At 51.4% G+C, this 12,734-nt stretch carries 11 protein-coding genes; 8 read left to right on the top strand and 3 right to left on the bottom strand.

Going from position 1 to position 12,734, the window contains the following annotated elements:
* Nucleotides 1-24: 24 nt before the first annotated feature.
* Nucleotides 25-2,559 (top strand): PspC domain-containing protein, encoded by a 2,535-nt coding sequence (locus tag BMW93_RS10345; protein WP_090375166.1) that lies wholly within the window; start codon nt 25-27, stop codon nt 2,557-2,559.
* A 69-nt stretch (nt 2,560-2,628) separates the two neighbouring features.
* Nucleotides 2,629-3,324, top strand: coding sequence for a head GIN domain-containing protein (locus tag BMW93_RS10340; protein ID WP_090375165.1), 696 nt, complete (start codon nt 2,629-2,631; stop codon nt 3,322-3,324).
* 89 nt (nt 3,325-3,413) lie between these two features.
* Here the strand turns inward: BMW93_RS10340 and BMW93_RS10335 are convergent, their stop codons facing one another.
* Nucleotides 3,414-4,523: a hypothetical protein gene (locus BMW93_RS10335; RefSeq protein ID WP_143061630.1), complete on the bottom strand. Its 1,110-nt coding sequence runs from the start codon at nt 4,521-4,523 to the stop codon at nt 3,414-3,416.
* Nucleotides 4,524-4,649: 126 nt separating this feature from the next.
* On the opposite strand from BMW93_RS10335, the gene BMW93_RS10330 reads away from it, so the two are divergent.
* The 6 genes from BMW93_RS10330 (at nt 4,650) to BMW93_RS10305 (ending at nt 9,414) form a co-directional block, all read left to right on the top strand.
* Nucleotides 4,650-5,495 (top strand): outer membrane beta-barrel protein, encoded by an 846-nt coding sequence (locus BMW93_RS10330; protein WP_090375163.1) that lies wholly within the window; start codon nt 4,650-4,652, stop codon nt 5,493-5,495.
* A 19-nt stretch (nt 5,496-5,514) separates the two neighbouring features.
* Entirely contained in the window at nt 5,515-6,033 is a 519-nt protein-coding gene (locus BMW93_RS10325) for an acyl-CoA thioesterase (protein ID WP_090375162.1), read from the top strand.
* Between the two features lie 53 nt (nt 6,034-6,086).
* Complete coding sequence (locus BMW93_RS10320) at nt 6,087-6,455, top strand: Rid family detoxifying hydrolase (RefSeq protein WP_090375161.1); 369 nt, start codon at nt 6,087-6,089, stop codon at nt 6,453-6,455.
* 218 nt (nt 6,456-6,673) lie between these two features.
* The gene (gene gltX / locus BMW93_RS10315; protein ID WP_090375160.1) at nt 6,674-8,224 is read left to right on the top strand and encodes a glutamate--tRNA ligase; all 1,551 of its coding nucleotides are present in this window, start codon (nt 6,674-6,676) and stop codon (nt 8,222-8,224) included.
* Nucleotides 8,225-8,330: 106 nt separating this feature from the next.
* Nucleotides 8,331-8,588: a hypothetical protein gene (locus tag BMW93_RS10310; protein ID WP_090375159.1), complete on the top strand. Its 258-nt coding sequence runs from the start codon at nt 8,331-8,333 to the stop codon at nt 8,586-8,588.
* A gap of 46 nt (nt 8,589-8,634) precedes the next feature.
* Nucleotides 8,635-9,414 carry a TIGR00266 family protein gene (locus BMW93_RS10305; RefSeq protein WP_090375158.1) on the top strand — a complete coding sequence of 260 codons (780 nt, stop codon included), beginning with the start codon at nt 8,635-8,637 and terminating at the stop codon, nt 9,412-9,414.
* Nucleotides 9,415-9,558: 144 nt separating this feature from the next.
* Here BMW93_RS10305 and BMW93_RS10300 read toward each other — a convergent pair whose 3' ends face one another.
* Nucleotides 9,559-10,554: a two-component regulator propeller domain-containing protein gene (locus tag BMW93_RS10300; RefSeq protein WP_090375157.1), complete on the bottom strand. Its 996-nt coding sequence runs from the start codon at nt 10,552-10,554 to the stop codon at nt 9,559-9,561.
* Between the two features lie 103 nt (nt 10,555-10,657).
* Nucleotides 10,658-12,706: a T9SS type A sorting domain-containing protein gene (locus BMW93_RS10295; RefSeq protein ID WP_090375156.1), complete on the bottom strand. Its 2,049-nt coding sequence runs from the start codon at nt 12,704-12,706 to the stop codon at nt 10,658-10,660.
* Nucleotides 12,707-12,734 lie beyond the last annotated feature (28 nt).

Raw genomic sequence — 12,734 nt, 5'->3', positions numbered from 1 at the left:
CAAAGACATTCGATTATTTCAATCATGAAAAAGACAATCAGCATAAATATAGGCGGCATTATCTTCCACATCGAGGAGGATGGCTACGAGAAACTGAAAGCGTATCTCGCCTCTATCCAGAAGTATTTTTCTTCGTTCGCGGATAGCAAAGAGATTCTTTCGGACATTGAGGGCAGGATTGCGGAGCGGTTTTTGAACAAACAGAAGGTGGAGAACAAGCAGGTGATCTCGCTCTCGGACGTCGACGAACTGATCGCAGCAATGGGTACCGTGGCCGATTTCGAGGCGATCGAGCAGGCTGAAGATATCCTGGCCGACCCACTGGAAACGGCTTCTGCGCAAGCTTCCGCACCACGACAAGAAACCTATACTTCGGCGCCGAATGCGCCCAAAACAGAACCTGCAAAGCCCGGCGCACCCCGGAAACTTTACAGAGACTTACGCAGAAAGCTCCTGGGCGGCGTAGCGGCAGGTCTCGCGCATTATTTTACGATCGACGCGATTTGGGTAAGGCTTGCCTTTCTGTTCGCCGTGGTCGGACTACCTGCCGGCTCGGGAATGCTGGATATGAATGCGGAGGAAATCTTCGGACCTATTTCAGGGTTTAGCGTGCTGGTTTACATTGCCATGTGGGTAGCATTCCCCGGCTCCGTAACACTCGAAGAGGACGCGCATATCAAGAAATTCTACCGCGATCCGGACCGCAAGGTTGTCGGCGGTGTGGCGGCGGGTGTGGCTTCCTATTTCGGGGTTGACCTGGGTGTGGTACGCTTTCTGTGGGTATTGTCGATCCTTTTGTTCGGTACGGGCTTTCTGATCTACATCGTGCTGTGGGTGATCGCGCCGACTGCCAATACGCTGACCGAAAAAATGGAAATGCAGGGGGAGCCTATTACCCTCTCCAATATTGAGTCGAACATCAAGCAGAGTCTCAATTTGGAAGAAAGAGGGGGAGAAGAACACATTGTTACCAAGATATTGTTATTGCCTTTTCGCGCGATCGGGTTGGTTTTCTCGGCGCTGGGGAAGTTGCTTAAAGGCCTCGGGCCTGTCCTGAGGGTGCTGATCGGCGCATTCCTGATCGGTACGTCGGCGATGGGCTTATTGGGGATTGTGATCGCAGCGGGCGTAGCGTTGGGCCTCACCAGCGCGGGGGTATTCGATAACCTGCCGATCCCGATGCTGATTTACCAGGAATTGCCTGAAATATTGATTCTTTCAGGTATTCTGGTGGCCGCTATTCCTTTGGTAACCTTCCTTTTACTGGGGCTTACATTAGTTTCGAATAAAAGGATCGTGGGCGGAAGCGTATGGCTGACGTTGCTCGGTCTCTGGATCGTAGGTGTGATCGGCGCTACAGTGGGCGGGGTTAACTACCAGCGGAATTTTGCCAAAAGAGGGGAAGTGACTGAAACCACCTACTACGCGGTGCCGCGTGGGACGCTGACTTTGGATTACAATTATATATATGATGAAGAGAATATTGATGTAGATGTACGACTGGCCGGGTTAAATGCGGGCGACAGTATCAAGCTTGAAAAAACACTCCACGCAAGAGGCCGGTCCCGTGAGGACGCTCAGAAAAATGCCCGCGAGATCAAATACGATCCGCAGTTCCGCGACTCGGTTTTCGTGCTCACAGAAGGTCCGACGCTTTCAACCCGTTCACGGTTCCGCGACCAGCAGATCGATCTGACGCTGAGCATACCTTATAATAAACCGTTTAAAATGAAACGCGACTTCTACCACCAGTTGAACGATTGGAACAGAGATCAGCAGAATATTAAGAAGTATGACTTCGGCAATGCAGATGATATTACCTGGAACCAGCTGATATGGGTCATGCGCCGCGATTCGGGCCTGGTTTGTACTAATATTCCTTTGAAATACATCCGCAGCGAAAGCAGCGAAGGCGACCAGGATGGCTATTCTTTCGAATACAACGACAATAGCGACCTTGAACTGGGCGAGCGGGGCAATTACAGCAAGCAATTCCCGGTTTCGGACTTCAAAAAAGTAGATATCGGCGGTGCTTACTCGATCATCATCCGCCAGGGTACCGAATATGGCGTGACCGCCGATTCGGATAACCAGGAGCATATCGACGATATCAATGTAGTGGTGGAAGACGGCGTACTGCGTGTGAAGCGTACCCGCGATTTCAACCTCTTCGACCACCAGGATTGGCAGCGCGTCGGCATCGTGATCACCATGCCGGCCATCGAAAGTCTGTCGCTTTCAGGAGCTAACAAGACATTGGTAACCGAGTTTAAAGATGTGCCGAAGCTGAATGTGGATATTTCGGGTGCTTCCAAAACCGAGCTGAATGTGTTCGCGGACCAATTATCGGTGAATGTATCGGGCGCTTCGAAAGCTACGCTGCGCGGTTCGGCCAAATCGGCCAAGCTGGATGCACACGGGGCCTGCAAGCTGACGGCTACCGAAATGAATATCCAGAATGCGGATGTGAATGCGTCGGGCGCTTCGAAAGTGGAACTAAGCCACGTGCCTAACCTGAACAAACACGCCAGCGGCGCGAGCAAAATCAATGTGCAGTAAAATTTTGAATGCCGGTGCAACATCGCCGGCATTCTTTTCATCTTTTCGAAAAATCTAACTTGTTAAACCATGAAAAGAACGCAACTATTCCTTATTGCAGCCCTTTTAATCACCGCATTGTCGTGCCAGGTATCTGCACAGGAATCCCGCAAATTCTCCGTGTCGGGCTTCGACAAGCTATCGATGGGCAGCGCATTCAAAATAGATGTGAAGCAGGGGGGCAGTTTCAGCGTAACGGCAACCGGTCGTTCCGAGGATCTCGACGATATGGAATCGGCCGTGAAAAGCGGTACCCTGCATTTGGGATATAAGAACAATGGCTGGAACAAAAACCGCAAGACCGTCGAGATCGCCATTACTATGCCGGCCCTCGAAGGCGTCGACTTTTCAGGTGCTTCCAAAGCCAATGTGGCCCGTTTCACCGGTGTGAAGAATATGGATATTGAAGTTTCCGGCGCATCGCAGGTGACTATGAGCCTGGCTTCTCCGAAGGTAACCGTTGATCTTTCCGGCGCATCGTCGCTCACGCTCACCGGCGAAGGCGACGTCCTGACCGGCGACGTTTCGGGCGCATCATCGCTCAAAGGCCGCGACTTCTCCGCCAAAACCGTCAATATCGACGCCTCAGGCGCCAGCAGTGCCGCGGTACTGGCCAGCAACACAGTCAATGCCGAAGCCAGCGGAGCCAGCAGCATCCGTTATTCGGGCGGAGCGAAGGACATCCATTCCAGCACCTCCGGCGCCAGTTCGGTTAAAAGAGATTAAAGAGAACCATTAATATACACCATGAACTACAAAAAAGGCCTGCATTGCGGGCCTTTTTTGTAGTTTCTCATTTTTTAAAGATTGTTAATTTACTGGCAACCTCCATATTTATAGGCAAGCTTTGAAAAGCCGCGATTTACGCCGTTGTCGTTGTTCCAGCTATCGATCCTAGTTGCAGGGTATTTATTGGCGTTGTAAGTGTAGGTGAAATCGATGGTTGCGATAAGGGTTGTCTGCGTCTCCCAACTTGTTGTCTCGTTTTTCACGGTATTGTTGACTTCGTCATACCGTTGCCGGTTTTGAGGAATGCCGGTTATGAACAAAGGTGTCGGAATGCCTTTATAAGTAATGGAAATGGAGCTGCCGGGTTTTGGACTGTCGTCGTACCAAAACTGATACTGCGATTTCTTAACGCCGTTCCACGTTATCTCGATCAAAGTCATATTTCCTTTCTGATCATAGGTAAATTCCTGAGCTCCACCGTCGGAGTTTGTTATCTTTTTTGTTACACCGTCTTTGTACTCAAAAGTTTCGGTAAAGGAACGGCCATATTGATCCACGCCAGTTATGGAGGTAATCAACCCGTTGTCGTAATAGGTTATCGAATTGGCGCCGGCTGATTCCGTAAAAACAACCGCCTTTAAATGCCCTTGCGAATCATATTGATACTCCTTTTTATTTGTTAGGATTGTCGTTGCGGCGGCTATATTACTGGGCGTATATGTGATGGTCTGCTTGAAGTTGGCCTCCTGTAACATACCGTTTTCGTATTTGAAGTCGGTTATTTCGGAGGTTTCGGTGTGCAGCTTTTTAGTCCGCGATTGCAAGAAAAAGATATTATCCTTTTCCGATTGCTGGTCGGTAATGTCCGTTCTAGCAATTTGGATGAGATAACCGTCATCATAGGTGTACAGAGACTGATCGGAATCCGCGCTGGTGTACGTGTCAACCCCTCTGACGGTGTCACGCGTTACGTTGGTTCGCAGGGCCGTTGTTTTCTTCGGGTGGTGGTCGCTGGTTTGATCGATGTTATAGTCGTCGTTGAATACGTTTTTAACAGCGCCATTGTGGGCTTGCTGAACCAGGAAATACCCGAGATAAGTGCAGGAAGGTTGGGGGGGATGATCTTCTAGCGAGCAGGAAGCTGCGGTTGCAACGGTGAAGATGACCTGCAAATAAAACCGTAAGTTTTTCATCATAAACATGTGTGGCTAATTAAGGTTAAAATAAGAAGTGTGGTGTAACTCCTATTAACTTCACTAATTTGGGATAAATCAGTTTCTTTTACAACTTGCATCACTCAACCTGCATTCCTGACATCACACATGGGCCGAAAATATCTACTATCCATTGTATTTCTCCTCACGATCTGCCAGCAATTTGCCGTTGCGCAGGGCCGCTCGAAGTTCGGCGGCCGGTACACCGATCCTTTCGGCGTGTTGAGCGTGACGGCCGGCGTGGGTGTGGCTTACTATATGGGTGATTTGAATGACGGCGTCAATATGAAGCATCTCGGTCTCGGGCCTTCGATCTCGCTGGGCGCATTGTACCGCCTTACCGAGCATGTGAGCGCGCGCGGAGAGTTGCGTTTCTACCAGGTTTCGGGAGATCAGAAGTATTCCAAAAATTATCAGAACAACCTTTCTTTCAAGACATTAAATCCGGACATTAACCTGGGTTTGCAGGCGGATTTGTTTGCCTATAACCGGCAGTCGCCCATTAATCCTTACCTTTTCGGAGGGGTCGGAGTTACCTATCTGAGCCCGAAAGCGAAACTCAATGGCACCTGGTACAGCCTGCCGGAGCTGACGACGGAAGGCGTAAAATACAAACGAATGCCTTTGGTATTCACGGCAGGCATCGGCGTTTCCATTAAAACCACACAAAGGCTAAGCCTTGGCCTTGAACTCTGCAACAACTTCGTCAGGTCCGATTACCTGGACGATGTAAGCACGGTTTATCCCAATCCCGACCAACTGCCGAGCGACATTGCCCGCGCGCTTTCGGACCGTGCGCCGGAAATCGGAGAACCGCTGCGCCAGCCGGGATGGAACCGCGGAAGTGCGAAAAGCAAAGACAGTTACCTCTTTTTTCAGGTACGCGGAACCTACCTGATCGGCAACCGCGCCCAGAACCAGGAACGGAAAAAGACCCGCTGCCCCAAGTTTTAAAATACATTAACATACCAACATGCTGAAACCGAAAAAGCCCCATCAATCCGAGGTAACCATGACCGAAATGGTGCTTCCCAACGATACCAATACACTCAATAACCTGATGGGAGGACGGTTGCTGCACTGGATGGACATTTGCGCGGCGATTTCGGCGCAAAAGCATTCGAACCGCATTGTGGTGACCGCTTCCGTGGATAATGTGTCGTTTACGGAGCCCATTCGCCTGGGTAACATCGTCACCATGCACGCCAAGGTTACCCGCGCATTCAATTCTTCGATGGAGGTTTTTCTCGAAGTATGGGCGGAGGATATTCCGGCAGGCCAGCGGGTGAGTACCAACCGCGCATTCTACACTTTTGTAGCCGTCGATCAGAATGGCCGGCCCATCGAAGTGCCGCCGCTTGAACCGGAAACCGACGAGGAAAACGAGTTATACCTGAGTGCCCTTCGCCGCCGTCAGCTGCGCCTTGTACTGGCCGGACGATTGAATGCGGCCGAAGCCACCGAGTTGAAAGCGCTTTTTAAGGTGGAATAAGGCGGTAGGCACGGCATAATTTGGTAATTTTGCGGCATTAACTCTTGTCACTTATGCCCAAGCAAATCATATTTTCAGATAAAGCACCGGCCCCCATTGGTCCTTACAGCCAGGCTGTTAAAGTAGATGGTACTGTTTATGTTTCAGGACAAATCGCCGCTGAGCTGGCGAAATCCGGGGACATCAAGGCAGAAACCGGGATGGTGATGCAGAATATCGGGCATATCCTGGGAGCTGCCGGCCTTGGGTTTCAGAATGTGGTGAAAGCCAGTATTTTCCTTCGCGATATGAACGACTTCACGTCCGTCAACGAAATCTACGGCAGCTTTTTCACCAAAGAACCTCCCGCACGCGAGACCGTACAGGTAGCACGCCTGCCGAAAGACGTTAACGTTGAAATATCGGTTATTGCGGTGGAGTAACGATGTAGGAAATGGTCAGATGTAGTCATTCATAGTCATGTTTGGTCAAGTGTAGTCAGGAGTCAAGTATTGAGGGAAAACTGATGAACGATTTCTGACAATTAATGACGCTCAATGACAACACTTGGCTCTCAATAACAGTACCTGGCAACGAATGACAATACCTGACTATCAATGACTACTTCTGACAAAACCATTGAACTTAATTTTTTGAATAAATGAATAACAAACCTGTCAGGGTGCGTTTTGCGCCTAGTCCTACCGGTCCGTTGCATGCGGGCGGTGTGCGTACGGCCCTGTATAATTACCTGTTTGCACGTCAGCAAGGCGGCCAGATGCTGCTTCGCATAGAAGATACCGACCAGAACCGTTACGTTCCGGGAGCGGAGGCATACATTCTGGAAGCGTTGGAATGGCTGGGTATCGGCATCGACGAAGGCCCGCAGCAAGGCGGCCCGCACGCGCCTTACCGGCAATCGGAAAGAAAAGAAATGTACCGCGAATATGCGGAAAGGCTCGTTCAGGAAGGGAAGGCCTATTATGCTTTCGATACGCCCGAGCAGCTGGATGAAATGCGCAAGCGTTTGGAAGCTGCGAAAGTAGCCGCGGTGCAATACAATGCCATCACGCGCACTGAAATGACTAACTCGTTGACGCTGTCGGCTGAGGAAACCAATGCACGACTCGAAAGCGGCGATCCTTACGTGATCCGGATGAAAATCATGCCGAAAGAGGATGTCCGTTTCAACGACCTGATCCGCGGCTGGGTGGTGGTGCATTCGTCGCAGATCGATGATAAAGTGCTTTTAAAATCGGATGGAATGCCGACTTACCATTTGGCGAACATCGTGGACGACCACTTGATGGGCATTACCCACGTGATCCGCGGGGAGGAATGGCTGCCATCGGCTCCGTTGCACGTGTTGCTATACCGTTACCTGGGTTGGGAAAGTACCATGCCGCAGTTTGCGCATTTGCCGCTTCTCCTGAAACCTGATGGTAATGGAAAACTTTCGAAACGCGACGCGGACCTGGGCGGTTTCCCGATCTTCCCGTTGGAATGGACAGACCCGAATACCGGCGATAAGGCACGTGGTTTCCGCGAAGAAGGCTATTTGCCCGGTGCTACCGCCAACTTCCTCGCATTACTCGGCTGGAATGCAGGTACCGAGCAGGAGATTTTCAGTATGGATGAACTCATCGCCTCGTTCAGCTTCGAGCGCGTGCATAAGGCGGGTGCGAGGTTCGATATTCAGAAGGCAAACTGGTTTAACCAACAATATCTCAAACAGCTGGACGACGCTGCGATCATCGAAGAACTGAAACCTTTGTACGCGGCGAAAGGCATTAATGTTAACCACGACCAGCTTGCGCAAATCGTGCATTTGCTGAAAGACCGCGTGCATTTCATTAAGGAGATCGTTTCGGAATCGCTCTTTTTGTTTGCGGCCCCGGAAGAGTATGACCAGGATGTGGTGATGAAGAAGTGGAACGAGGAGGCGGTGAATGCGATCGGTGGATTTAAGGAGGCACTGGCTGGTTTTGAAGGAAACTTCGTGGCACACGATATTAAAGAAGTACTTTCGGCGACGATGGAATCGCTGGGTATCAAGATGGGCAAGATCATGCAGGCATTACGCCTGGCAGTGACCGGAGCAGGCGCCGGGCCGGATCTGATGATCATCATGGAGATACTTGGAAAAGACGAAGTCGTGAAAAGGCTCGAAACAGCGCTCAGCCGTTTGTCAGCGCAAATCAGGCTGGCGTAGGTCGGGTCGACCGCAGGATCAAATCCCATTGATATGGTTGGGATCATTGCATATTTTCGTAATAAGTGAATAACGGACCGCACGGCGGCCCATTGGCATCAAACACATGGCTAAGAAAAAACAGTCGGAAACATCCAAGCCTACGCCCGAAAAACCTCGCGTGCACAAAGACCTGGAAGGTTTTGATATCCAGATCAACTCGTTCGGTGAGATCACCACGAGCTTTGATATGGACCGTATCAATGAATTTTTGAATAAAAATGTGGATGACAAAAAACTCCGCGACCGGGAGGATATTCCTGGTCGGAAAACCCGGAAATCGAAGAAAAAGAGTTCCGGGGAAGAAGAAGAGGAGGAAGAATAGCAGGCTGCATTCGTTTTGACCAACCTATAAAACCTTTTACGAAAAAATGATCTCACACGAAATCGATTACAAAATCATCGGCGACGACATTCAGGTCGTTGAAATCGAATTAGATCCGAACGAAACCGTGATCGCCGAAGCGGGTGCTATGCTTTTTATGGAAGACGGCATTCAGTTCGAAACCAAAATGGGCGACGGCTCCGAAGCGAACCAGAGCATGATGGGCAAGATATTCCAGGCCGGAACGCGCTTGCTTACGGGTGAATCGCTGTTTATGACGCACTTTACCAATCGTGGTGTGGGTAAGAAGAAAGTCGCTTTTTCAGCGCCATACCCCGGAACGGTCATGCCGATCGACCTGTCGAAAATCTACGGCAACGAGCTGATCGTGCAGAAAGACGGTTTCCTTTGCGCGGCTATGGGCACGAGCATGAAAATCCATTTCAACCAGCGTTTCGGATCGGGTTTATTTGGCGGAGAAGGTTTTATCCTCCAAAAACTGAAAGGCGACGGAATGGCATTCGTGCACGCGGGCGGTGTCGTGATGGAAAAGCAGCTTAACAACGAGACCTTGCGGATCGATACCGGGTGCGTGGTAGCATTCGAGCAATCGCTGAGCTTTGATATCCAGCGTTCGGGTGGCCTCAAATCGATGGTATTTGGTGGGGAAGGGATGTTCCTGGCTACGTTGCGTGGCACAGGCCGCTGCTGGGTCCAGTCGATGCCGATTTCCAAACTCATCCAGCGTCTTTCCGCTTACGGGCCTAATGCCAGAAAAGAAAGCGGTTCGGTGATCGGAGGTTTGGGAAGTTTGTTCGAGGATTAAAATGTTGATGTCACGCAGAGCGCAGTCGAAGTGCGGTACGATACCGAGCTTCGACTGCGCTCAGCTTGACATTTGACTGCGCTCAGCTTGACATTTGACTGCACTCAGCTTGACATTTGACTGCGCTCTGCGTGACATTTGTTTTTACTTCAATATATAAATCCCCTTCCCGCCGCCCAGCCATATTTCACCGGTCGGGCTCTGGCCAAATGCGAATACGCCCCCGCTCTCGTCGAGGTCTTTCAGCTCCCATTGACCATTCCGAAACACGCCATATTCCTTGTCGCACCAAAATGCGGCCCAAATGCGGTTGTCGCGGTCAACGAAGACGGTTTGGGTCATGTACACCTTTTTGTCGTCCTCCGGGAGATTGATCACCTGACTCGATTGCCCGTTGAACCGGAATATCTGCGGCCGGCCGGGTGTAATGCTGCTCGAAAGCCCGTAATTGATCGAAGCCACCAATTCATTGTCTTTGTTGGTGACGATATTCCCGTAGTAGTAAGGGCTGAAACCAAGTTCCTTTTCGCTGAAAACATCCCATTGATCATTTTTAATACGGACCATCGAAGTAGCGGTGACCCCGTCGTTGAGGGCCGCCCAGACGGTGTTGTTCTGATCGATGGCAATGCCTGCTACCAGGTTACCAGGAAGTTGGGAATTTTCGGGCGTGAAGGTAGTGAAGCGTTCCCCGTCATATTTCACCAATCCACCCTGGCGTGAAGCGCCTGCCGAAAACCAGATATTGTCGGCGCCGTCTATGGCTACCGCGCGCACCGCATTACGCGGCAGATTGTACAGGCCCGATTCGTACCGGGTGAATTTCGAACCATTGTATTTGATCAAAGCGTCGGTTCCAAGCCAGACGTTGCCTTTTTTGTCGACCTCAATATCCCAGATCGGTGCTTTTTTCAAAGTGGAATTGGAAGAATCAAAAACGGCGATGCTTGTGCCGCTGTGCCGGATAAGCCCCTGGCTCAGCGTGCCGAGCCACGCGGTGCCCGATTTGTCGAAAGCGATGGAAATGATGTGGTAGTCTTTCAGCCTGGCGTCCGTAATTTCCAGTGGGACGGGGCTGTCGCCCGATGTGCAGGCATTCATCAGGAATGCAAAGAACAGAATGGGTATTAATCTTTTCATAGCGTAAGAAATTGCGGTTTAAGGAACGGAGTATCGTTCCTGTGGACACGCCGGGTTAGGTGATCGTTGGAAGCTGTTGATTGTTAGCAAGATATAAGTTGTATTAATAGAAAACAACGCTTTGTGTCCTGCTTTGACCAGCCGATGTCACTTGAAGGATATATTTTCCGGCTGGCAACGGATAACGCGGACGAACGGAGAGCAATCCTACCGCTTCACGCGCAGAAGTTTGAACAGGATGCTCGCGACCTGCTGCGTCGAAAAGGCGGCAGGTAAGGTCGGCTTCCGGGGTTTCGGCTGCGGGTAAAATGTAAAACTGCTGCTGTGTTACCGGGTTTGGGAAGACCGTCCAGGGAGCCGGAGCGCCGTCGCGGAACAATGTGACAATCGTCGAATAGCCGATAATATTATTGTTATACACCATTTTGATCCTGTAAAAGACCGTCCCGCTACCGGGGCTATTATCTGTAAAGCCAAATACGGCTGATGAGCCCGATGGCGGGGCAGGAAAACTTTCGAGATCGTTGTAATGCAGGCCGTCCGTTGTTTTCTGGACAGTCATAGAGGCGAGTCGGGGTACCGGCGCGATGACCCAGGCGAGATGGATGCTACTGCCGGCATTTCGCACGCCGATGGTGTTGACATATTCGATCGTACGCGGAGAGCGCTCCACGTAAACCGGTTGGGAAACGCTGCCCGGCAGCACGGGATTTAGCCCTGTGAGCCGTATGTGGTAGGGCCCGTCGGCGAGTTCGGCGGGCATTTGTATTGGGAATGGATTACTGCTGCCTGTACCGACATTGGCGACGAACTGCCCCTGCGCATCCAGCAGCTCCGCGGTGAGCTGCAATGCGGAAGGCGCACTGCCGGTGACCGTAAATGGCAGCCCGAACGTCGCGCCCGGGTATACGCGTGCGGGCGTTACGCCGGTGTGTAATGCGTATGCGGGTTGCAGGGGAGTAGTTCTGGCAATGGCGGTGTCGGCCAGGCTTCTGTTCCATGCTGCGGCGGCCAGCGTAAGCCCTTGAACGCCGCCGGGCACATTTTCAAAATGCGCGGAAGCCGGGCGCGGAATCTGAATCGTGTCGAGGTAAGGTCCCTGGAAAGCATTGAAACCGGGTAATGCTATCAGCCGGTTTTGAGCATTCAATACGGGCAGGTAAGGGTCCTTTAATTGATTACTGGCCGAATTGCGGGCGATGTACCAGGGAATGTTGTAGCCCGTATCCTTGCGGCTGTTCTGAATGAGCGTTCGGATGCCATCGAAATATTGGGTTTCGTTGAAGCCCAGCTGCGCGTCATTCTCCCCATGCGACCACAGTACCGCCCTGACGCCCGTGAGTGAGGTCAGGTAACGCATGGTATTCACGATATTGCTGTAAGGCTGGCGGTTGGGCCAGAATTTGCCTACGTATAAATTGTATGCGTCCTTTCCGGAAGCCGCGTCGCGGTAGTTTTCTGCATTGGCGGCTGCCCAGGCGGTATTGAAAAACAGTACCGGCGTTTTCCACCTTTGAAATAGTAAATCCCCCAACTCGCCCCAGTACCACGATGTTTCGCCGTTTGGAAAAATATTGTTGCCGCTTTCGAGTGGCTCGAAAACGGGCGCGGGCATCGGGCCGTCGGGTGCAATGGTAATGTTTTCGCTATTGAGGGTTTTGTTCAATGCATGAAAGGAAATCACATTGGCGGAAGCGTCTTTGGCACCGAGGCCGGGCAGGCCCATTGCATTGGAGTTGCCGGTAATGAGGAAAACTTCGCCTATGCCCACGCGGGTGACTATCGCCGAGTCGGTCACGCCGTTTGGGGCGGTACCGGTGAGTTTGAGACGGTACCAACCGGTGTGGGCGGTGAATGTAGTGTGCAAAAATCCCCGAGTAAGCTCATTGGCGTCGAAGCGCTGTTCCTGTGCGGCATTTGCATTGCCTTCGATGGGAATCAACGCCGCGCTGACCTGTGTGTACGGATAATGCGCGTAGGCGGTGACCGAAACGGAAGCGGTACCGGTCGCGTTGCGTTGCATGACCTGGTTTGAAACAGGGCTTGTGATGACCAACTGCGCATTCGCCTGCACGATGCCCATTAGCATACAAAACAGGATTTTCCATCCATATGCGCGGCGACCGGCAGCAAAATATATCCTTTCCAACATCTGCAAATGGCTTTGATAAACTCAGGTT

It is taken from the genome of Dyadobacter sp. SG02 (assembly GCF_900109045.1).
Taxonomy (GTDB): Bacteria; Bacteroidota; Bacteroidia; order Cytophagales; family Spirosomataceae; genus Dyadobacter.
This window is presented reverse-complemented; position numbering and strand designations above follow the sequence as displayed.